Below are 20304 nucleotides of genomic sequence, written 5' to 3'. Positions count from 1 at the left end.
TTGTTTCCAATACAAGGCCGTCGGTCCCATGTGCCGATGTCTGCCGCCATACGAGGCAAATGGTTAGTGTCGCCGTCTACAAAGCGGGACCAATTCGTTCAAAGACGTGTAATTGTTTCCAGTTTAGGGGCAATCCTGCCGGATGGCAGGGGCTCTTCCTGATTCGTCGGTGCCCGTAATCACGTTTGCGTTAATCCTGTCCCCGCCCCTCGGCGCGCGCGCGTGCCGCGGAACTTTCGGCCTCGCCCAGACCCATTGCGTCGCGCGCGAGGTCGAGCACGGCGACCTCTTCGGGCGCACAGTTTCCGTCCGACAGCACGACGTCCCACAGGGCTTCGAGCGCGGCGCGGCGCGCGTCGATGGTGACGCGGTCGCGGATCATGTGGCCGAAACGGTCGGTGTCCGGGGCGGCGCGTTCGAGTCGCTCACACGTCGCGCGCATGCGCGCCGCCTCGATCGGTCCGATCCCGTAAAGCGCTGCGAGCAACCGGTCGATTCGCTTGATTTCAGCCAGAGCATAGTCGCGGTCTGACTTGGCGATGCGCACCATCAGCGCCCCGAGGGCGAGCCGCTCGTCGGGTTCGGGCAGCGGGGCGGGTTTTGGCGCCGATAGCGCGGTGAGGATGCGGGACCACATACGTAAAGCCTAACCGCGCGTGCCGCAGGGCCAAAGCGGAAATTCGGCACGAACACTCCGGTGTGAACACTCTGTTCACAACCCACCCGTTTCTGCCGCATCGTTGCCACGATTGTTCCAAAGAAATCGCGTGTTGCGGCCAGAGCTTGTGCGGGATGCCCAATTTCACAGGATGATTGCATATGACAAGACCATTGTCGGCCCACGCGCGGAGTGATGAGACAAGCTCGGAGATTGGCAGGCTGGAGCCCCTGTCGGGTGACGCCCTCGCGGTGGCGCTCAACTCGATCGACTGGTCGGAGAGCCCGTGCGACGGGCTCGGACGGATCATGGCGCGCCGCGATGTCGATCTCGCGACCGCGCTGTGCGTGTTCTTTCGCGGCGCGCCGGAGCGGTTCAACTACCTGCCCAAGCCGCATGTGCCGGACGGGTATCGCGCGGTCGCGCGCCATCTCGACAACATCTGCCTGCGCATCAACAGCGGCTTTTACCTGCCGCAGCCTGACGGTCGGCTGGGGTGCCGGGATACGCTCGACCGGTGGCTCGACTATCAGCGCGCCGACCGACAGGAGGGGCGGTGTGGCCGGTGGGTGCTGGACGAGGCGGTGCTGATGCCGCTTTTTGATTCCGCGTGGTATTGTGAACCACGGTCGCACCACCGCGAACGGGATGCGCCAAGTCTGTGGCACGCGATCCTGGGGTCGTTGCGCGACCTGCGGGGGCCGCGCGCCTTCATGCGACTGCGCAAGTGACGGATGCGTCGGGCCCCTTGATCTGGGGGCGGCAAATCCCCCCTACCCAAAACCTTGCGGCTGTCCTATAGTGCCTGTGGATAACCGGGCGGCAGACCCACGATCCGAGAGGCAGAGAAGAAAAGGGGGACGGGGATGCGCTGCCCGTTTTGCGGAAATGTCGACACGCAGGTCAAGGATTCCCGCCCCGCGGAAGAGCATGTCTCGATCCGCAGACGGCGGTTCTGCCCGGGCTGCGGCGGCCGGTTCACCACCTATGAGCGTGTGCAGTTGCGCGACCTCGTGGTGATCAAGACCAACGGGCGGCGCGAGGATTTCGACCGCGACAAGCTCGAACGCTCGATCCGCATCGCCATGCAGAAACGCCCCATAGAGCCCGAGCGCGTGGAGCAGATGATCTCTGGCATCGTGCGTCGGCTAGAGAGCATGGGTGACACAGACATCCCCTCCAAGACCATCGGCGAGATCGTGATGGAGACGCTCGCGCGGATCGATACCGTGGCCTATGTCCGCTTTGCCAGCGTCTACAAGAATTTCCAGGCTGCCGACGATTTCGACCGCTTTGTGAGCGAGTTGCGCCCCGATGACGGTGCGCAGGCAAAAGACTGACGGCGTGCCCCACGACGATACTCGCTTCATGGCGCTGGCGCTGTCGCTTGGGCGGCGGGGGATGGGGCAATGCGCGCCCAACCCGGCCGTTGGCTGTGTCATCGTGCGTGACGGGCGCATCCTCGGGCGCGGGGTGACGGCACCCGGCGGGCGGCCCCATGCCGAACCGCTGGCCCTGGCGCAGGCCGGCGCGGCCGCGCGCGGGGCCACCGCCTATGTCACGCTGGAGCCGTGCGCGCATCACGGGGCCACCCCGCCCTGCGCCGAGGCGCTGATCGCGGCAGGTGTGGCGCGGGTGGTCGCCCCCTTCGACGATACCGATCCGCGCGTCTCGGGGCAGGGCTTTGCCGCGCTGCGCGCCGCCGGGATCGAAGTGGAGACCGGCATGCTCGCCGAGGAGGCGGCGCGCGAGCACGCCGGGTTCCTGCTGCGCAATGCCGAGGGGCGGCCCATGGTCACGCTCAAGCTGGCGACGAGCTTCGACGGACGGATCGCCACCGCCTCTGGGCACAGTCAATGGATCACCGGCCCGCAGGCGCGGCGTGCGGTCCATGCCATGCGCGCGCGCCACGACGCAGTGATGGTCGGCGCGGGCACGGCGCGGGCGGACGATCCGATGCTGACGGTGCGCGGTATGGGCGCGCGGCGGCAGCCGGTGCGCGTGGTGGTGTCGCGCAGGCTCGACCTGCCGCTGACGTCTCAACTGGCGCAGAGCGCGGGCGAGGCGCCGCTGTGGCTGTGCCACGGCGACGCGGTCGATCCGGAGCTCGCGGCGGCGTGGCAGGGGCTGGGTGCGCGGCTGCTGCCCTGCGCGGTGGTGGCGGGGCAGGTGGAGCCGGGATCGGTGCTGCGCGCGCTGGGGGCGGCGGGCCTCACGCGGGTGCTGTGCGAGGGCGGCGGGGCGCTGGCGGCGTCGCTGATGTCGGCGGGGCTGGTGGATGAACTGGTAGGCTTCACCGCCGGGCTTGTCATCGGCGCCGAGGGCTTGCCGGGGCTGGGCGCGCTGGGTCTGTCACGGCTCGACGAGGCGCCCCGGTTCGAGCTGGTCGAGACGCGGCCCTTGGGCGGCGACGTGATGCACCGCTGGATGCGGGCGGGGTGAGGGGTACGGGGGACAGGCCCGGTTGGCCTTGAGCGGACGTTTGGGATTTGGTCCCGGCGCGGCTCACCGCAACGACCGCTCAAGGCCAACCGGGCCTCCCAGGCTCATCCCCCCGCTGCCGAGTTCCCGTCGGTGCCAAGCCGTGTGCGCACCTCGGCGATGAAATCTTCACCGCGCCGTTCGAAATTGTCATACTGGTCAAAGCTTGCCGCCGCGGGGGCGAGGAGCACCACCTCGCCGGGCTGCGCCTCGGCTATCGCGGCCTCCACGGCGGCGGACATGGTGGTGCAGATCGCCGCCTCCACCCCGTCGAGCCCGAGCGCGAACTGCGCCGCCTCGCGCCCGATCACGTAGGCCTTGACCACGTGGGGCAGGCCGGGGGCGAGGGCGGCGAGGCCGCCCTCTTTTTCCAGCCCGCCGCAGATCCAGCGGATGCGGGGGAAGGCGAGGAGGGCCTTGAGCGCGGCATCGACGTTGGTGGCCTTGCTGTCGTTAACGATCCGCACGCCGCCCGTTTCGGCCACGAGCTGGCTGCGGTGGGGCAGGCCGGCAAAGCTGTGAAAGCCCTGCTCGATCACGCGCGGGGCAAGCCCCGCGGCGCGGCAGGCGGCATAGGCGGCGCAGGCGTTCTGGTGGTTGTGCGCGCCGGGCAGGCCCTTGACTTCGCGCAGGTCGATGGCGCCCACCTGCTTGCCCTTTCGGGTCTCGGCGAGAAAGCCCTTGCGCGCGAACACGGCCCATCCCGGCCCGGAGAGCTTCTGCCCCGAGGAGACGCGGATCACCCGGTCGTCGGCGGGGGCTTCGCTCAGTTGCCCGGCGAGGAAGCGGCCCTCGTCCTCGTCCACGCCGATCACCGCGCGGTCGGGCCCGCCCTCGGCAAAGAGCCGCCGCTTGGCCGCGAAATAGCCGCCGAGCCCGCCATGGCGGTCGAGATGGTCGGGGGAAAGGTTCGTGAAAACAGCGATATCGGGGGTGAGGGCGCGGGCCAGTTCGGTCTGGTAGCTGCTGAGTTCGAGCACGATCATGCCGCCATCGCCCGGCGGGTCGAGATCGAGCACGCCGCGCCCGATATTCCCGGCAAGCTGCACGGGCTTGCCCGCCTGTGCCAGGACATGGTGGATGAGGGCGGAAGTGGTTGATTTCCCGTTGCTTCCCGTCACCGCGATCACCTTTGGCGGGGTATCAAAACGGTGCCACGCATCGGTCGCGAGCGAGCGGAAGAAGAGGCCGATGTCGTTATCCACCGGGATACCAAGGCCAAGGGCGGCGGCGACCACGCGGTTGGGGGCGGGGTAGAGATGCGGGATGCCGGGCGAGACGATGAGCATGTCGAGCCCTGCCATCGCGCCGTCGCGGGTGAGGTCGGCGATGGCGATGCCCTCGGTTTGGGCGGCGTCGCGGGGGGCGGGGGTGTCGTCCCAGGCCACCACCTCGGCGCCCCCGGCCATCAGGGCCCGCGCCGCCGAGAGGCCGGAGCGGCCCAGCCCCAGCACCGCCACGCGCCGCCCGGATACCCCCTGAACCTCGATCATCGCGCCCTGTCCCCCTCGGATATGCCAGCGCGGGGCAGAGTGCCCCGGCGGGGCGGCGCGCGCAAGCGGGTTAACGAGAGGTTGCGCAGGGCGCGCGGGGGGATGGGTGGGGAGGGGCGAATCAGCAGGTTAACAAGGGGGATGGGGGGAAATGGCACGTCGGTATCGCGTCGGTATTCCGGCGGTATCGCGACGGTGCGAGGGGCGGGGAGAGGGGGAGGTTAACGGCGCGCGCGGGGGTGTGCAGGCGTCATTCTCCGGCTTGACCGGAGGACCAGTTGCCGGGGAGGTCCTCGGGTCAAGCCCGAGGATGACGGTGGTGCAGGGGGGGCGGAGGTCAGTCGTCGGGGAGGGCGGCGAGATCGCGTTCGACCACCCCGAATTGCGGATGGTTGGTGGGAAGCGTGGCGCGGAAGATGGCGAGCGCCCGCTCCAGCAGCGGCCGGGTCTCTGCGGCCCGGTTCAGTTTTACCAGCACACCCGCGAGGTTGTTAAGGTGGGTGGTGATGGCCCAGGTGAACAGAAGTACGGCAACCAGCCCCCCCCCCGGTTCCGCCAAGTTCCTTGCTGTGGTCAGAGAGAAAACCCAGAAATGCATCCAACATCGGTAAACCGTTCGCTTGCTGCTCGCGATCACAATACCCGTTTGAGGCGATGTGGGAAGGGTCGCATCCCCCGCGCGGAATCGAGGCGCGCCCTGCGCGCCGCCGCGCATCGTCATGCCAGAGGCATGCCTTCGGCATGACGCCGCCCCCCGGCCCGGCGATATGACTGCCACCTGCGCGCCGCGCGGGCCTTTTTCGGATTTGGCTGCCATAAAGTGCGGCAGAACTACCGTTGGATCGCCGCGCCGCGGCCCGTCGATGCGCGGCTTGTCCGACCGCCCCCTCGGGCAGGCGCTTTTACAACGGTGCAAATAGCTGACAGATAGCAGGTATCTTGCATCATAAATCGCAGAGCGGAAGCGGGCTTGCGCCCACCCGGCGGTCGCGCGCTCGCGCGGCTCAGCGCGTGATGCTCGACGGCAGGTCCAGGCTGGAAACGCCCGCCCCTACCGCAATTTCAGCGTCGCCAGCCCGATCATCGCCAGTATCAGCGCGATGATCCAGAAGCGGATGACGATCTGGGGCTCGGCCCAACCCTTCTTTTCGTAATGGTGGTGGATGGGGGCCATCAGGAACACGCGCTTGCCGGTGCGCTTGAAGTAGATCACCTGCACGATCACGCTGAGCGCCTCGGCCACGAACAGCCCGCCGACGATGCCGAGAACCAGCTCGTGCTTGGTGGCCACGGCGATGGCGCCCAGCGCGCCGCCCAGCGCGAGCGAGCCGGTATCGCCCATGAACACCGCCGCCGGCGGCGCGTTGTACCACAGGAAGCCCAGGCCCCCGCCCACGAGCCCCGCCACGAAGATCAGGATCTCGCCGGTTCCCGGCACGTAGTGCAGCCCGAGATATTCGGTGAAGTCGGTGCGCCCCACCGTGTAGGCGATGATGCCGAGCGCGCCCGAGGCGATCATCACCGGCATGATCGCGAGCCCGTCGAGCCCGTCGGTGAGGTTGACCGCGTTGGCCGAGCCGACGATCACGAACATGGCAAAGGGCATGAAAACCCAGCCCAGGTTTACCAGCACGTCCTTGAACACCGGCAGCGCCAGTTGAAGCTGCAACTCGGCGGGGTGGTGCCAGGTGGCCCAGCCCGCGGCGGCGAGCGCGATGGCAAAGCCGAGGATCAGCCGCACCCGCCCCGGCACGCCCTTGACGTTGCCGCGCGAGACCTTGGCGTAATCGTCGGCAAAGCCGATCAGCCCGAAGGCCAGCGTGACGAACAGCACCAGCCAGACATAAGGATTGTCGAGCCGCGCCCACAGCAACGTCGAGGTGACCAGCGCGCCGACGATCAGCAGGCCGCCCATGGTGGGCGTGCCGGCCTTGGTGAAGTGGGTCTCGGGCCCGTCCTCGCGGATCGGCTGTCCCTTGCCCTGGCGGCGGCGCAGCGACAGGATGAGCGGCGGCCCGAACAGGAAGCCGAAGGTGAGCGCGGTGAGGAACGCGCCACCCGCGCGGAAGGTGATGTAGCGAAACAGGTTGAACACGTCGCCGCCATCCGACAGGAGGGTGAGCCAGTAGAGCATTAGCCTTGGTCCTTTTCCTGATGGCGGTCCGCGCGGCGCAGCGCCTCGGCGACGAGGCTGACGCGGCTGCCCTTCGATCCCTTGACGAGCACGACATCGCCCGCGTCCACGAGCCGGTGCGCGCGTGTGGCGAGTGCCTCGGCGGTGGCGGCCTTGTGGCCGCGCTTGGCGTCGGGCAGGGCGTCCCACAATGCGCGCATCCGCGGGCCCACGCAATGCACCTCGTCCACCGCCTGCATGGCAGGCAGTTGGGCGAGGGCGGCGTGGAGCGCGGCCTCGGTCGGGCCCAGCTCCAGCATGTCGCCGAGGATGGCGATGCGGCGTCCGCGCGCCACGCGGCCCACGTCGTCGAGCGGGCGGGCGGCGGCGAGGATGTCGAGCGCGGCCGCCATCGAGGCGGGGTTGGCGTTGAAGGCGTCGTCGATGAGGTCGATGCTCATGCCGTCGGCGGCGAGGTCGAGCACCAGCCGTTCGCGCGTGCCGCGCCCCTCGGGCGGGGCCCAGGCGGCGAGGTCGGCGATGGCCACCGCGCGGTCGAGGCCGAGCGCCTGAACGCAGGCCAGGACCGCCAGTCCGTTCATCGCGAAGTGCCGCCCCGGCGTGCCGATCTTGTAGAGCAGCGGCGTGCGCCAGGCGCGGGCGCGCGCCACCGTGGAGGTGGCGTGCAGGTCGGCCGACAGCAACCGGTGATGCGCGCCGCGCGCGCGGCCAAAGCTGATGGTGCGGGTGGCGTGGGTCGTGGCGGCCGCGCGCAGGATCGGGGCGGTGTCCACGTCGGCGTGGTAGAGGGCGGTGCCGCCGGGCTCCAGCCCCTGAAAGATCGACGCCTTCTCGCGGGCGATGCCCGCGAGATCGTCGAACGCCTCGAGATGGGCGGCGGCGACGGTGGTGATCAGCGCGATATGGGGCCGGGCCATGCGCGATAGCGGCGCGATCTCGCCCGGCGCGTTCATGCCGATCTCGATCACCGCGAATTCGGTGTCGGCGGGCATCCGTGCCAGCGTCAGCGGTACGCCCCAGTGGTTGTTGTAGCTCTGGACCGAGGCGTGGGTGCGGCCCTGGTGCGACAGCACCGCGCGCAGCATCTCCTTGGTCGAGGTCTTGCCGACCGAGCCGGTGACGGCGAGCACGCGGGCGGGCGTGCGCGCGCGGCCCGCGCGGCCCAGCGCCTCGAGCCCCGCCTGCACGTCGGCCACCACGAGGAGCGGCGCGTCGGCGGGGGTGCCCTCGGGGACGTGGCTGACCATCGCTGCCGCCGCGCCCCTGGCCAGCGCGTCGGCCACGAAGTCGTGGCCGTCGCGTGCCGCGCTCAGCGCCACGAAGAGATCGCCGGGCCGAAGCGTGCGGGTGTCGATGGAGACGCCGCTGGCGGCCCAGTCAGCCGTGTTGTGCCCGGCGGTGGCAGCGGCGGCGTCTGTCGCGGTCCAAAGCGTCATGCCACGCCCCCGTCGAGGACCGAGACGGCGAGGCTCGCCTGTTCGGCGTCGTCGAAGGGCAGCACGTCGGCGCCCACGACCTGCCCGGTCTCGTGCCCCTTGCCGCAAATCAGGAGCGCGTCACCGGGGCCCAATGTGTCCACCCCGCGCAGGATCGCCTCGGCGCGGTCGGCGACCTCGGTCGCGCCGGGACAGCCCGCGCGTACCGCGGCGCGGATCGTGGCGGGATCCTCGGTGCGGGGGTTGTCGTCGGTGACGATCACCGCGTCGGCGAACTGGGCTGCGGCCTGTCCCATCAGGGGCCGCTTGCCGCGGTCGCGGTCGCCGCCCGCGCCGACGATGGCGGTGAGCCGGCCCATGACGTGCGGGCGCAGTGCCTTGAGCGCGGTGGCCACGGCGTCGGGGGTGTGGGCGTAATCGACGAATACCGCCGCGCCGTTGCCGCGCGTCGCGGCAAGCTGCATCCGCCCGCGCACGGTGGTCATCGCGGGCAGGGCGGCGATCACGCGGGTGGCATCCGCCCCGGCGGCGATGGCGAGGCACGCGGCAAGCGCCGCGTTTTCCGCCTGGAACCCGCCGATCAGGTCGAGCCGGACCTGGTGGGCGCGATCCTCCCAGTCGAAGCGGAGCACCTGCCCGGTGGCGTCGAAGCGCTGGCCGGTGATGTGCAGATCGGCCCCCGGGCGGCGGCCCACGGTGATGAGGTCCTGCCCGCGCGCCGCCACGATCTCGGCCATGTGGGTGCCGTGGGGGTCGTCGATATTGACCACGGCCACCCCGTCCTCGGGCAGCACACGGTCGAAGAGCCCGGCCTTGGCCGCGAGATAGGCGGCGAAATCCGGGTGATAATCGAGGTGGTCCTGCGTGATGTTGGTGAACGCCGCCGCCGCGAGCCGCACCCCGTCGAGGCGGCGCTGGTCGAGCCCGTGCGACGAGGCCTCCATCGCGGCGTGGGTGACGCCCTGGGCTGCGCAGTCCGCCAGCAGCCGATGGAGCGTCACCGGCTCGGGCGTGGTGTGGCTCAGGGGCGCACGCACCGCCCCCTCGACGCCCGTGGTGCCGAGGTTGACCGCGGCAAGGCCCAGGGCCTCCCATATCTGGCGGGTGAAGGTGGCCACCGAGGTCTTGCCGTTGGTGCCGGTGACGGCGACCATCACCTCGGGCTGGGCGCCGAACCACAGCGCGGCGGCATAGGCCAGCGTCTGGCGCGGGTCTTCGGCGATGACGAGCGCGGCATCCGAGCCCGCGAGCGCGTCGGCGGCGAGGCGCGCGCCCGCGGCATCGGTCAGGATCGCGCCGGCGCCCCGGTCAAGCGCGGTGGCGATGAAGCGTGCGCCGTGGGTATGCGTGCCGGGCAGGGCGGCGAACAGCGCGCCGTCCTCGACCGCGCGGCTGTCGGTGGCGAGCGCCGTGACGCGTGCCTGCCGCCCGCCCTGCGCGGTCAGCCCCAGTTCTGCCAGTGTTCGGATCTGCGCCACGCGCCTGCCACCCCGGTTGTCATCTCAGTTCGATGCCCGCCTTATAGCAGCCGCCCCGACCTGTTCAATCGCGGGCCTGAGGCCCAGAAGCGGTGCGGTGCGGCGGATGATCTCGGCGGCCACCGGCACGGCGGTCCACCCGGCGGTGCGGCGCGGCTCCTCGCCCGAGGTCTCGACCGGCTCGTCGAGGGTGACGACGATCACGTAGCGTGGATCGTGGGCCGGGAACATGCCCGCGAAGGTCGCGATCACCCGGTCCTCGTGATAGCCGCCGCCACCGGCCTTTGGCTTGTCGGCGGTGCCGGTCTTTCCGCCCACGGCATAGCCCGGGACCTCGGCGAGGCTGGCGGTGCCATCGGTCACCACCCGGCGCAGCAAGTCGCGCATCGTGGCCGATGTCGTCTCGGAGATGACACGCGGCCCGGGCGCGCGATCCGGATCGCGCAGGAGCGTGGGCGTCACCCGCCGCCCGCCGTTCACTACCGTGGCATAGGCGGCCGCAAGATGCAGCGGGCTGATGGCAAGGCCATGCCCGTAAGAGATGGTCATGGTCGACAACTCGGACCATTTCGGCGGCAGGAGCGGCTGGCTGCCGCTGGCCTCGGTGATCTCGAGCGGCACGGGATCGAGCAAGCCCAGCGTGCGCAGAAACGCCTGCTGCCGCTCGGCCCCGATCTCGACGGCGATGCGCGCGGTGCCCACGTTGGAGGATTTCACCAGCACCTTCTCGACGCTCAACTCGCGTCCGTAGTTGTGGAAATCGCGGATCCGGTACTTGCCCCATGTCATCGGGCTCTGGGTGTTGATCATGGTGTCGGGTTCGACCTGCCCGCGTTCCAGCGCCTGCGCGATGGTGAAGGTCTTGAAGGTGGAGCCGAGCTCGTAGACGCCCTGCACCGCGCGGTTGAACAGCGGGCTGTCGTCGGGATTACCCTGCGCGGGTGGCGCGGGCCGCTGGTTGGGGTCGAAATCCGGCAGCGAGGCGATGGCGACGATCTCGCCGGTGTCCGCCTCCATCAGGATGCCCGCGGCGCCCTTGGCGTTCATGATGCTCATGCCGCCGGCGAGCACCTTTTCCATCGCCGCCTGCACGCTGAGATCGAGCGACAGCGCCAGCGGCTCGTGGGCGCGGGCCGGATCGCGCAGGCGCGCGTCGAGCGCTTTTTCGATCCCGGCCACGCCCACGATCTCGGCGGCGCTGACGCCCTCGTCGCCAAAGCTCGCCCCGCCCAGCACATGCGCGGCGATCTGTCCGTTGGGATAGAGCCGCATCTCGCGCGGGCCGAACAGCAACCCCGGCTCGCCGATGTCGTGCACGGCCTGTTTTTGCTCGGGGCTGAGGGTGCGGCGGATCCACAGGAACTTGCGCTTGCCGGTGAAGCCCCGCAGCAGCCGCGCGCGGTCGAGGTCGGGGAAGATGGCGGCCAGTTGTTCGGCGGCGCCCTCGGGGTCGATCATCTGCTGCGGCTGGGCATAGAGGCTGTAGGTGTCGAAATTCGTGGCCAGCACGCGGCCCCGGCGATCGGTGATATCGGCGCGCTGGGCGAGGATGCGCGCGCCGCTCGCCCCGGCGCGGGGTTCGGCCGGTTCCGACTGTGCCAGCACCGCCATCTGCCCGCCGATCACCGCGAACCCGGCGAGAAACAGCCCCGCCAGCACCAGCAGCCGCCCCTCGGCCCGGCGGCGGGCACGGTCGCGCATTTCCTCGTGGCGCAGGCGGATGTTTTCGCGCTCGATCGCGTCGGGGTTCTCACCCTTGCGGCGGGCATCGAGGATACGCGCGAGCGGGCGCAGCGGGGTGCGGATCATGGGCGCCCTCCGTCGCTCATGACATCGACGGGGTTCGTGATGGTGAAATCCGGTTTGGTCTGCGGGTAGGCGACCTGGTCGATGCGCCCGAACTGATGCGGTTGCAACGGCATCAGCCCGAGCCGGTCGTAATTCATCTCGACCAGCGCCGCGAGCCGGTCGGGGCGGTTGAGATACGCCCATTCCGCGTTGAGCATCCGCAGCCGCTGGCGTGCGGTGGCGATGTCGGATTGCAGCGTGTCGGCGCGCGCGAGCGCCTCTTGGGTGCGGTAATTCTCGCGGTAGGCCCAGAAGGCGAGGCCGATCACGGCGAGCGCGGTGAGGACGTGAACGAAGCTGCGCATCATCTCTCTCCTGCGAGCAGGGGCAGCCCGAGCGCGGTGCGGTCGCTTGTGCCCGGCGGGGCGTCGGTGCGGATGCCCATGCGCAGCCGCGCCGAGCGGGCGCGCGGGTTGGCGTCCAACTCGTCGGCATCGGCGGCGATTGGCTTGCGCGACGGCAGGGTGAACTGCGCGGGTTTTGCCGCGGCCTCGGGGGCGTGGCGGCTGCCGCCGCCGCCGTGTCCGGCGCGGTCCTGGAAGAAGCGCTTGACGATGCGATCCTCGATGGAATGGAAGGTGACGACCGCGAGCCGCCCGCCGGGGACCAGCGCGCGCTCGGCGGCCTCGAGCCCGTCCACGAGGGCGCGATATTCGTCGTTGACGGCGATGCGGATGGCCTGAAACGTGCGGGTGGCGGGATGTACCTGCCCAGGCTTGGGGCGCGGCAGGCAGCGTTCCACGATGGCCGCGAGCGCGCCGGTGGTCTCGAAGGGGGCCTCGGTGCGCGCCCGCACGATGGCGCGGGCGATACGCCGGCTGGCGCGCTCTTCGCCGTAGAGGAAGAGGATGTCGGCGAGGCGGGCCTCGGGGGTTTGGTTGACCAGATCGGCGGCGGTGGGGCCTTGCTGGCTCATCCGCATGTCGAGCGGGCCGTCCTTTTGGAAGGAGAACCCGCGTTCTGGCCGGTCGAGCTGCATTGAGGAGACGCCAAGATCGAGCACGACGCCGTCGAGCGCGTCGGCATAGCTGTCAAGTTGCGCGAAATTGCCCTGCACGAGGCTGAGCCGGTCGCCATATTCGGCCCCCCAGTCCTGCGCCATTTCGATGGCCAGAGGGTCCTGGTCGACGCCGATCACGTGCTCTGCCCCCGCGTCGAGCAGCCCGCGCGCATAGCCGCCTGCGCCCAGCGTGCCATCAAGCCAGGTGCCGCGCACCGGGGCCACCGCCGCCAGCAGCGGGCGCAAAAGGACGGGGACGTGCGGGGCAGGAGAGGGCGGTGTGGCAGCGGCAGCGGCCATCGTTCAGGCGCCTTCGGGATTGTCGAGCAGGATGAGCGGGTCGAAATCGTCGGGGAATTCGTCGAGCCATTCCTCGGTCTTGGCGAGTTCCTCGGACTCGTAGGTCTCGGGCTTCCATATCTGGAAGGTATCGCCCGCGGCGATGAAGAACGCCTCGCCCTCGAGGTCGATCTTGCGGCGCAGCTTGGCGGGCAGCACCAGCCGCCCGGTCTCGTCGATGCTGGTGGGAAAGCTCTGGCCGTGGAACAGCCGCTGAAGATGCTTGCGCGCGTTCGAGCCGCGGGGCAGGGCGGCGATCTTCACATCCACCTCCTGCATCGCCTCGACCGTGTAGCATTCGAGGAAATTGCGGCGGTGGTCGCCGTAGACGATGATGAGCTCGGGGCTGAGGCCGTCGGTCCAGTTGGGGTCGGAGGCCTCTATCACACGGCGATAGAGGGCCGGGATCGATACCCTGCCCTTTCCATCCACCTTGTGGAGGCTCTCGCCCCTGAATATTCGGCCCACTGTCCCGCTGGTCCCTTGTTGCGCCCCCGCGTCCCGAAAACCGCCCCCCCGATACGAAACAGCGGGTTGATCTGCTGCCACTGATCAACCCGCCGCCCTCGTCCCGCCTGAGCGGGGGGTCCGACTGCGCGCGCCACCTGGGGGGATGTCTGCTCGCCCGCGCGCCGGAACTCTTTGTTCGATGAAGCCGGGTGCCTGTATGAAACCTGACTTGGGAGTTCTCCGGAGGTCTTGATGCCTCTCTATGATCCCGTCCTCATCGTGTTTCCTAGATAATATGGGAAATCATCCCATGGCAATCATTTTCTGCGTTTCTCTGCATGTTTTGATGCCCTGTGTGCCCTCTCGGAATAAGAATGTGTACCAATATTCAGATATTTTTCCCTTCATATAGGTCTTGATTATCAAAATGACGCAATATATGCCACTCATTCGAAACTTCCCATGATTTCCAAGAAAGTTGTGAATTTGGCTTGGAAAATGCTCGGAAACATCGCGATTCCTGAGGTTCAACCGGCCTGGGGCGTGGAGTCTGGTGCGAATCGCGTGTGATTTGATTCGACTTTCCGGCCTTCGCTGGCCGCGCTCGTGTTCGCGCCAGATGTCGGCCCACGATTTCCCGTGGGAGCCGTGATGTGCCGGTGAGGTCGGACGGTGTGGGCGGCTGTGCTGTTTTGAAGCGCCCGGGGTGGAGGTGGGGTTCGCGGGCCTTGGGCTGACGGTGGGTGGATCGCGCGGAGCGCTGGTGCCGATCAGCCGCGCCTTCTAGCCTGCCAGCCCCAACCGCCGCTCGCGGCGCATGACCAGCCGGATGGTGACGACGCCCGCGACCCCGGTGGCGAACATCAGCCACAACAGCGGGAATGCCCCGCGTTCGGGCGTCAGCAGCAGCCCCGCCAGCGCCGAGAGCACGGCCCCCAGCCCGATCATCAGCGCGCCCGAAAGGCCGCTTGCCGTGCCGGCGAGGTCAGGCCGGATCGATAGCGCGCCGGCGGTGGCGTTGGGGATCACCATGCCGTTGCCCAGCCCCATGAACATCATCAGCCCGAAGAAGCTGAGCGGCGTGCCGAAGCCCGCGTAGAAGAGCGTGAGGTTGAGCCCGATGCCACCCGCGTTGAACAGTGCCCCCCATAGCACCATCCGGTTGACGCCGATCCGCGTGGAAAAGCGCCCAGAGGCGAAATTGCCGAGGAAATAGCCAACGGCGGGCGCCCCGAACAAAAGCCCCAGAAGCGAGGGCGACAGCCCGAACACCTGGTCGCCGACAAAGGGCGCACCGCCGAGATAGGCGAAGAACGACCCCGAACTGAGCCCCGCTGCCAGCGCGTAGCCCCAGAACCGGTAGGAGGTGAGAAGCGCGGGATAGTCGCGGAACTGCTGTGCCAGGGTGCGCCCCGAGAGCGGCGCGGTCTCGCCCAGGTCGTACCAGCACAGCCAGAACAGCCCGGCGCCCAGAACTAGGAGCGCCCAGAAATTCGCTTGCCAGCCGAACGCCTCGTCGAGCAGTCCGCCGAACGCCGGGCCGATCATCGGCACCACCGCCATGCCCATCGTCACATAGCCGATCATCGAGGCCGCGCGGTCCTGGGGCACCATGTCGCGCACGATGGCACGCGACAGCACCATCGCCACGACGATGCTGGCCTGCACCATGCGGAAGGCGAGAAAGACCGTGACGGTCGGTGCGAGCAGGCAGCCGACCGTGGCGACGAGGAACAGCCCAACCCCCCATAGCACCACCGGGCGCCGCCCCCAGCGGTCCGAGACCGGCCCCATCAGCAATTGCAGCCCCGCGTTCACCGCGAGATAGAGCGCCACGGATAGCTGGATCAGCCGATACTCGGTGTCAAAATACGCCACCATCCCGGGCAGGGACGGCAGGAAAATGTTGATCGCCAGCGCCGACAATCCCGCCATCAGGATCAGCGTGACGATATGTGGTGGGGTTGAGCGATCCAGAAACCGGACCTTGACCTCGGACTGCATGGCGGCACGCTAGGCGTATCGAATGGAGATGTCCATTTGCATAGGGTGCAAAACCGGGGTTGATTTGCCGATTTGCAGATATTCAAGAATTTGTTCGCAGCAATTTGCAAATTTGCGGGATTCCGTTTGGCCCCGTGATCCCGACTGCGTATGGTGCGCGCCAACGACGGCCGGGGAGGCCCGGTGAGGAAAGGGGACCGCCATGAAAGATATCCTTCAGGAACTCGAAACCCGCCGGGCCGATGCGCGGCTCGGGGGCGGGCAGGCGCGCATCGACGCGCAGCACGGGCGCGGCAAGCTTACCGCGCGCGAGCGGATCGAGCTGCTCCTTGACGAGGGCAGCTTCGAGGAATTCGACATGTTCGTCGCGCATCGCTGCACCGATTTCGGCATGGAGAAGAACCGCCCCTACGGCGATGGCGTGGTCACCGGCTGGGGCACGATCAACGGTCGGCAGGTCTATGTCTTCAGCCAGGATTTCACCGTGCTGGGCGGCTCGGTCAGCGCCACCCATGCGCAGAAGATTTGCAAGATCATGGACATGGCCATGCAGAACGGTGCGCCGGTCATCGGCATCAACGATTCGGGCGGCGCGCGCATCCAGGAGGGGGTGGACAGCCTCGCGGGGTATGGCGAGGTGTTCCAGCGCAATATCGAGGCGTCTGGCGTGATCCCCCAGATCAGCGTCATCATGGGCCCCTGCGCGGGCGGCGCCGTCTATTCCCCCGCGATGACCGATTTCATCTTCATGGTGAAGGACAGCTCTTACATGTTCGTCACCGGCCCCGACGTGGTGCGTACTGTGACCAACGAGCAGGTGACGGCGGAGGAGCTGGGCGGCGCGCTCACCCATACGCGCAAGTCGAGCGTCGCCGACGGGGCCTTCGACAGCGATGTCGAGGCGCTTGCCGAGGTGCGGCGGCTGGTGGATTTCCTGCCGCTGAACAACCGCGAGAAACCGCCGGTGCGCCCGTTCTTCGACGAGCCGGGCCGCGTCGAGGCGAGCCTCGACACGCTGATCCCCGAGAACCCCAACATGCCCTATGACATGAAGGAGCTGATCCTGAAGATCGCGGACGAGGCGGATTTCTACGAGATACAGGAGGAATTCGCCAAGAACATGATCACCGGCTTCATCCGGCTGGAGGGGCAGACCGTGGGCGTGGTGGCCAACCAGCCGATGGTGCTGGCGGGGTGTCTTGATATCGACAGCAGCCGCAAGGCGGCGCGGTTCGTGCGGTTCTGCGACTGTTTCGAGATCCCGATCCTGACGCTGGTGGACGTGCCCGGCTTCCTGCCCGGCACCGGGCAGGAATATGGCGGGGTGATCAAGCATGGCGCCAAGCTGCTCTTTGCCTATGGCGAGGCGACGGTGCCCAAGGTCACGGTGATCACCCGCAAGGCCTATGGCGGGGCCTATGACGTGATGTCGTCAAAGCATTTGCGCGGCGATTTCAACTATGCCTGGCCGACGGCAGAGATCGCGGTGATGGGCGCCAAGGGCGCGACCGAGATCATCTACCGCGCCGATCTCAAGGACCCCGAGAAGATCGCGGCGCATACCGAGAGCTACGAGGATCGGTTCGCCAATCCGTTTGTCGCCGCCGAGCGCGGCTTTATCGACGAGGTGATCCAGCCGCGCAGCACGCGGATGCGCGTGAGCCGCGCGTTTGCGTCCTTGCGCAACAAGAAGATCGCGCTGCCCTGGAAGAAGCACGACAACATCCCGTTGTGAGGCAATGGGGGCGCTGCCCCCGCCGCCGCGAGCGGCGCCTCCGCCGGAGTATCTGGATCAAGAAGAAGCAAGGAGAGGCGCAGGACATGGCCCGCGACCGATGGCATCTGACCCACGAGGAGGACGGCGCGCTGACGCTGGCGCGGCGGCTGCCCGTGCGCTTCGATCTGGCGGTCGAGGGGCGGGTGCCAGAGGCATCGCGTGCCCGTGTCGCGCACCGGTTGCGGCAGGACATGTGGCGGGCGCTGCGGCATTTGCGCGGCTTTGCCCCCGTGGTGCGGGTGTGGCGCGTGCCTGGCGGCCTGCATGTGCGCGCGGGCGGCGCGGTGGCGGGCCGGTTCGCGCGGGCGGAAGCGGAGGCGCGGATCGCCGCGCTGTTCCAGGATCCGGCGCGCGTGGCGCGCTGGACGGGGGTGGGCGGATGAGGCCGCTGGCGGGCATGGTCGCCGGCGCGCTGCTGGCGCAGGCCCCCGCAGCCGCAGCGCAGGAGGAGGCGCTGCGGCTGCCCTCGGGGCTGGAGGCGCGGCTCTTCGAGGTGGTGAGCGACCGGCCCTCTGGCGGCGGGCTGATCTATCGGTTCCGCTATGTCGCCGATGGGTTCACAGCCGTGGCGGAGCGGTTCGATGCCATCTCCGGCGATCTTGTGTGGCTGTGCGAGACGCACGCGCTGCCCCGGATTTCGAATATCGGCCCGCAGCCCGGGCAGGTGGTTGTTTCGCTGGCCGACCGCGAGTCGGAATTCGGCGTCTACGACGAGGCGGTCACGCAGGTCTTCGAGGCCTACCGGATCGAGAATGACCGTTGTACATGGGAGATGTTCTGATGTCGTCGCGATATCGCTCACGCAAATGGACCGGCCTTTGGCGAGGTGCGTCTTTGGGGACACATGCGCGTGGGATCGCGCATTCAATGTATTCAAATCGCTCGATTTCCGCTAGCGTTGTCTCAGGTTGCGCCCAAGCGACCTTTACCTCGCCAACGTGGCGGGTTTCGGCATTGTGCCCGAACGCGCCATCAACCGAAGACACGAGAGACAGGAGTATTACATGTCCAAGACCCTCAAGAGCGTTCTCGCCCTTGGCTTCGTTGCCGTCGTCGCCGCGTGCGCACAGCCGGCCGAGGAAGAATTCGTCGTGGTCGAGCCGGTCACGACCGAGCCGGAGCAGACCGGCAAGTACAAGTAAGCCCTTCGGGCTGACGGCGGGACGGGCGGTATCGTCCGTCCCGCCACACCTGCCAAACGTGCCGCACCTCTGCGTCTTTGGAGGTGCAACATGTTGAAACATCGCGGTTTTCCGGGGCGTCTTGCAGGTACAGACTACCAGTTCACAATCAGGCGGGGCAACCCGCGCGGGATCACGCCGCTCATCGCGCGCGAGCGCTATCGTGACCGCAAGCCAATTGACAGGCGTGCCGATACCGAGTTCCTGCGCGCCATCTGGGAGCATTTCGGCGACCAGCCCTTTGAACGGGGCAACCTCGATGCCGGGCGGCTGAGCTGGCTGCTGGGGCGCGAAATCAAGCCCGCAGAGGACCCGTTCGATCCGAAAAGTTACGAGGCGTTGCTGGTACTTGACCTGGGCGTTGCCCGGCAGAGCTTTCCCGAGGTGTTCGACGGTGGGGATGCACCATGAGTCGGGCCGGGATCGGCGGAGTCTCGCGCAGCCGGGCCGGTTTCCGGCGGTCGCATGCCGAGTGCGGGGCGCGTGTGATGCGGGGCTTGGCCCGGGCCGCCGTCGCTGACAGTCTTTTTGGAGCCATGGATCGTCTTTCCCCGAGCGCGCCATTTCGGCGCTTGGTCCATGGTGTCCCCTCTTGCGGGCAGTCCGGTGCCAGGTTGGTCTCCGGGCTGCCCCTTTTTGTGGGTGCAGGTGCCCGGGGCTCAGAAGCTGAACTGAACCGAGGTTTGCAGGCGCGTGGCGTCCTCCGAGGCGCCGCTGACAAGCTCGCGCTCGACCCAGCTCAGTTCTGCGCCGACGGTCATGCGATCGACCGGCTTGTAGAAGATCGACGCGTGCACCGTCTGGTGCTGGTCGCTGTCGGTGGGCGCGAAGGTGTCCTCGACCGAGTAGAAGCCGTAAGACAGCCCCGCCGTCACCTTGTCGGAGAAGTCGTGCGACACCTGCGCGGTGGCGCCGTAGGACTCGATGGTGTTGAGCCGTCCGGTGGCATCGACGAACGCATCCTGCCCGGCGCCGTCGATGATGTACCGGCCCACGCCGTCGCCATAGGTGAACGAGCCGACGATCCGGCCTCCCGCCCAGAGCGGTGCGCCGCCGGCGATGTTGATGCCCCAGCCGGTATCGCTGTCGCCGCCCATCTGGCGCGGGGCTTCGAGGTCGCGCAGTACCAACGCCCCGCGCAGGAGGGTGTCATCCTGCTGCCACTTGGCCGCGAGCACGAGGTCGGGCGACTGGTCGAAATCCGAGTTGTTGCCCGAGAAGGCACCGCCGATGGTCTCGCCGATGGGCACGGTCGCACCGCCGACCACGCCGCGACCGGAGAATTCGCCGTTCTCGAGCGCGACGGAGACATCGAGCCCCTTGCCCGCCGGGAAGGTGTAGCGAAGCTGCGCCTGCCGGATGAAGGGAATGCCCGAGGGGCCCTGGAAATCGACCGTCGAGGGGTAGGCCTCGATCGGCATGAACGTGGTCCAGGTCTGGCCCGCGGTCCAGCCGTTCCAGCGGCCATAGGCGTGGCGCAGGCGCGGGCGGTGCGAGCTGGACTGCACATCGTTGCCGCGGGTGCCGAAGAAGTCGATCTCGACGAAGGTGGTGAGCGGCCCCTTGTCGGTCTGGGTATCGGTGCGGAAGTTGAGCCGCGTCTGGCGCACATGGGCGTCGAAGCCGCCGCCATCGGGCGCACCGATCACGAGTCCGGGGACGAAGGTGGTGTCGCCCTGTCCCTGGTCGAAATCGTAGATCAGGTCGAGCTTGGTGTAGCCGCCGAAGGTGAGTGTCGTGCCCGCGGGCAGGTTGACGTGCCCGCGATCCTCGAGTTCGTTCACACGTTCGGTCAGCGCGCGCACCTGTTGCTTGAGTTCCGCGTCGCTCTCGGCGAACGCGGGGGCGGCATGGATTGCCACCAGCAGCGCGGATGGCGCAAGGGCCATTGCGACGTGTCGTTTCATGGGGTGGTCTCCTCCCGGTTGTGGTGTCAGGCGGGCACGCTGCGCGCCCCGCAGGCCGCGTCGCACAGGCGGCCTGTCCCACAATGGCAAGCGGTTGGATCACGCGCCCCTAACGTCA

The 20304-nt window shown here is 68.3% G+C and carries 20 protein-coding genes; 8 read left to right on the top strand and 12 right to left on the bottom strand.

The window, feature by feature from the left end:
• Window positions 1-190: 190 nt before the first annotated feature.
• Window positions 191-637: a tellurite resistance TerB family protein gene (locus CRJ03_RS13025; protein WP_104019312.1), complete on the bottom strand. Its 447-nt coding sequence runs from the start codon at window positions 635-637 to the stop codon at window positions 191-193.
• Window positions 638-819: 182 nt separating this feature from the next.
• On the opposite strand from CRJ03_RS13025, the gene CRJ03_RS13020 reads away from it, so the two are divergent.
• The 3 genes from CRJ03_RS13020 to ribD all read left to right on the top strand — a co-directional run bounded on the left by CRJ03_RS13020 (window position 820) and on the right by ribD (window position 3100).
• Window positions 820-1389, top strand: coding sequence for a hypothetical protein (locus CRJ03_RS13020; RefSeq protein WP_129590283.1), 570 nt, complete (start codon window positions 820-822; stop codon window positions 1387-1389).
• A gap of 135 nt (window positions 1390-1524) precedes the next feature.
• On the top strand, window positions 1525-1998 hold the full coding sequence (gene nrdR / locus CRJ03_RS13015) for a transcriptional regulator NrdR (protein WP_104019310.1): 474 nt from the start codon (window positions 1525-1527) through the stop codon (window positions 1996-1998).
• Window positions 1973-3100 (top strand): bifunctional diaminohydroxyphosphoribosylaminopyrimidine deaminase/5-amino-6-(5-phosphoribosylamino)uracil reductase RibD, encoded by a 1128-nt coding sequence (ribD, locus tag CRJ03_RS13010; RefSeq protein ID WP_240611670.1) that lies wholly within the window; start codon window positions 1973-1975, stop codon window positions 3098-3100. The genes nrdR and ribD overlap by 26 nt, the downstream gene beginning before the upstream one ends.
• A gap of 104 nt (window positions 3101-3204) precedes the next feature.
• On the opposite strand, the gene murD is transcribed toward ribD, so the two are convergent.
• The 10 genes from murD to CRJ03_RS12960 form a co-directional block, all read right to left on the bottom strand.
• Window positions 3205-4632: a UDP-N-acetylmuramoyl-L-alanine--D-glutamate ligase gene (gene murD, locus CRJ03_RS13005; RefSeq protein WP_104019308.1), complete on the bottom strand. Its 1428-nt coding sequence runs from the start codon at window positions 4630-4632 to the stop codon at window positions 3205-3207.
• Between the two features lie 337 nt (window positions 4633-4969).
• Window positions 4970-5191, bottom strand: a complete 222-nt coding sequence (locus CRJ03_RS19945; RefSeq protein ID WP_104019307.1) for a tetratricopeptide repeat protein — start codon at window positions 5189-5191, stop codon at window positions 4970-4972.
• Between the two features lie 492 nt (window positions 5192-5683).
• Window positions 5684-6766, bottom strand: a complete 1083-nt coding sequence (gene mraY / locus CRJ03_RS12995) for a phospho-N-acetylmuramoyl-pentapeptide-transferase (RefSeq protein ID WP_104019306.1) — start codon at window positions 6764-6766, stop codon at window positions 5684-5686.
• A complete protein-coding gene (locus CRJ03_RS12990; protein WP_104019305.1) occupies window positions 6766-8202 on the bottom strand; it encodes a UDP-N-acetylmuramoyl-tripeptide--D-alanyl-D-alanine ligase in 1437 nt (478 codons plus the stop codon). Before CRJ03_RS12990 ends, mraY begins: the two co-directional genes overlap by 1 nt.
• Window positions 8199-9680, bottom strand: a complete 1482-nt coding sequence (locus tag CRJ03_RS12985; protein ID WP_104019304.1) for a UDP-N-acetylmuramoyl-L-alanyl-D-glutamate--2,6-diaminopimelate ligase — start codon at window positions 9678-9680, stop codon at window positions 8199-8201. Before CRJ03_RS12985 ends, CRJ03_RS12990 begins: the two co-directional genes overlap by 4 nt.
• 24 nt (window positions 9681-9704) lie before the next feature.
• Complete coding sequence (locus tag CRJ03_RS12980) at window positions 9705-11489, bottom strand: peptidoglycan D,D-transpeptidase FtsI family protein (RefSeq protein WP_104019303.1); 1785 nt, start codon at window positions 11487-11489, stop codon at window positions 9705-9707.
• Window positions 11486-11833 carry a cell division protein FtsL gene (gene ftsL / locus CRJ03_RS12975; protein WP_206018369.1) on the bottom strand — a complete coding sequence of 116 codons (348 nt, stop codon included), beginning with the start codon at window positions 11831-11833 and terminating at the stop codon, window positions 11486-11488. The genes CRJ03_RS12980 and ftsL overlap by 4 nt, the downstream gene beginning before the upstream one ends.
• Entirely contained in the window at window positions 11833-12828 is a 996-nt protein-coding gene (rsmH, locus tag CRJ03_RS12970) for a 16S rRNA (cytosine(1402)-N(4))-methyltransferase RsmH (RefSeq protein WP_104019301.1), read from the bottom strand. Before rsmH ends, ftsL begins: the two co-directional genes overlap by 1 nt.
• Before the next feature lie 3 nt (window positions 12829-12831).
• Window positions 12832-13335, bottom strand: coding sequence for a division/cell wall cluster transcriptional repressor MraZ (gene mraZ / locus CRJ03_RS12965; RefSeq protein ID WP_104019300.1), 504 nt, complete (start codon window positions 13333-13335; stop codon window positions 12832-12834).
• 765 nt (window positions 13336-14100) lie between these two features.
• The gene (locus tag CRJ03_RS12960; protein ID WP_104019299.1) at window positions 14101-15321 is read right to left on the bottom strand and encodes a multidrug effflux MFS transporter; all 1221 of its coding nucleotides are present in this window, start codon (window positions 15319-15321) and stop codon (window positions 14101-14103) included.
• A gap of 202 nt (window positions 15322-15523) precedes the next feature.
• Here CRJ03_RS12960 and CRJ03_RS12955 point away from each other — a divergent pair, with 202 nt between their 5' ends.
• The 5 genes from CRJ03_RS12955 (at window position 15524) to CRJ03_RS12940 (ending at window position 18690) form a co-directional block, all read left to right on the top strand.
• Window positions 15524-17056, top strand: coding sequence for an acyl-CoA carboxylase subunit beta (locus CRJ03_RS12955; RefSeq protein ID WP_104019298.1), 1533 nt, complete (start codon window positions 15524-15526; stop codon window positions 17054-17056).
• 86 nt (window positions 17057-17142) lie between these two features.
• Entirely contained in the window at window positions 17143-17481 is a 339-nt protein-coding gene (locus CRJ03_RS12950; protein ID WP_104019297.1) for a hypothetical protein, read from the top strand.
• Entirely contained in the window at window positions 17478-17879 is a 402-nt protein-coding gene (locus CRJ03_RS12945; protein ID WP_240611669.1) for a DUF6497 family protein, read from the top strand. Before CRJ03_RS12950 ends, CRJ03_RS12945 begins: the two co-directional genes overlap by 4 nt.
• 223 nt (window positions 17880-18102) lie before the next feature.
• Window positions 18103-18240 (top strand): hypothetical protein, encoded by a 138-nt coding sequence (locus CRJ03_RS19940; protein WP_164989188.1) that lies wholly within the window; start codon window positions 18103-18105, stop codon window positions 18238-18240.
• Between the two features lie 90 nt (window positions 18241-18330).
• The gene (locus CRJ03_RS12940; RefSeq protein ID WP_104019296.1) at window positions 18331-18690 is read left to right on the top strand and encodes a hypothetical protein; all 360 of its coding nucleotides are present in this window, start codon (window positions 18331-18333) and stop codon (window positions 18688-18690) included.
• A 248-nt stretch (window positions 18691-18938) separates the two neighbouring features.
• Here the strand turns inward: CRJ03_RS12940 and CRJ03_RS12935 are convergent, their stop codons facing one another.
• On the bottom strand, window positions 18939-20186 hold the full coding sequence (locus tag CRJ03_RS12935) for a DcaP family trimeric outer membrane transporter (protein WP_104019295.1): 1248 nt from the start codon (window positions 20184-20186) through the stop codon (window positions 18939-18941).
• Window positions 20187-20304: the final 118 nt, after the last annotated feature.

This window comes from Roseovarius nitratireducens (assembly GCF_002925845.1).
In the GTDB taxonomy this organism is placed as follows: domain Bacteria; phylum Pseudomonadota; class Alphaproteobacteria; order Rhodobacterales; family Rhodobacteraceae; genus Roseovarius; species Roseovarius nitratireducens.
Note: the sequence above shows the minus strand (reverse complement) of the source record. Positions and strands in the feature narration are given on the sequence as shown.

Bases quoted from the DNA above. Each gene is read 5' to 3' on its own strand.
- CRJ03_RS13025 (WP_104019312.1), bottom strand. From the start codon at position 637: ATGTGGTCCCGCATCCTCACCGCGCTATCGGCGCCAAAACCCGCCCCG.
- CRJ03_RS13020 (WP_129590283.1), top strand. From the start codon at position 820: ATGACAAGACCATTGTCGGCCCACGCGCGGAGTGATGAGACAAGCTCG.
- nrdR (WP_104019310.1), top strand. From the start codon at position 1,525: ATGCGCTGCCCGTTTTGCGGAAATGTCGACACGCAGGTCAAGGATTCC.
- ribD (WP_240611670.1), top strand. From the start codon at position 1,973: ATGACGGTGCGCAGGCAAAAGACTGACGGCGTGCCCCACGACGATACT.
- murD (WP_104019308.1), bottom strand. From the start codon at position 4,632: ATGATCGAGGTTCAGGGGGTATCCGGGCGGCGCGTGGCGGTGCTGGGG.
- mraY (WP_104019306.1), bottom strand. From the start codon at position 6,766: ATGCTCTACTGGCTCACCCTCCTGTCGGATGGCGGCGACGTGTTCAAC.
- CRJ03_RS12990 (WP_104019305.1), bottom strand. From the start codon at position 8,202: ATGACGCTTTGGACCGCGACAGACGCCGCCGCTGCCACCGCCGGGCAC.
- CRJ03_RS12980 (WP_104019303.1), bottom strand. From the start codon at position 11,489: ATGATCCGCACCCCGCTGCGCCCGCTCGCGCGTATCCTCGATGCCCGC.
- ftsL (WP_206018369.1), bottom strand. From the start codon at position 11,833: ATGCGCAGCTTCGTTCACGTCCTCACCGCGCTCGCCGTGATCGGCCTC.
- rsmH (WP_104019301.1), bottom strand. From the start codon at position 12,828: ATGGCCGCTGCCGCTGCCACACCGCCCTCTCCTGCCCCGCACGTCCCC.
- CRJ03_RS12960 (WP_104019299.1), bottom strand. From the start codon at position 15,321: ATGCAGTCCGAGGTCAAGGTCCGGTTTCTGGATCGCTCAACCCCACCA.
- CRJ03_RS12955 (WP_104019298.1), top strand. From the start codon at position 15,524: ATGAAAGATATCCTTCAGGAACTCGAAACCCGCCGGGCCGATGCGCGG.
- CRJ03_RS12950 (WP_104019297.1), top strand. From the start codon at position 17,143: ATGGCCCGCGACCGATGGCATCTGACCCACGAGGAGGACGGCGCGCTG.
- CRJ03_RS12945 (WP_240611669.1), top strand. From the start codon at position 17,478: ATGAGGCCGCTGGCGGGCATGGTCGCCGGCGCGCTGCTGGCGCAGGCC.
- CRJ03_RS19940 (WP_164989188.1), top strand. From the start codon at position 18,103: ATGTCCAAGACCCTCAAGAGCGTTCTCGCCCTTGGCTTCGTTGCCGTC.
- CRJ03_RS12940 (WP_104019296.1), top strand. From the start codon at position 18,331: ATGTTGAAACATCGCGGTTTTCCGGGGCGTCTTGCAGGTACAGACTAC.
- CRJ03_RS12935 (WP_104019295.1), bottom strand. From the start codon at position 20,186: ATGAAACGACACGTCGCAATGGCCCTTGCGCCATCCGCGCTGCTGGTG.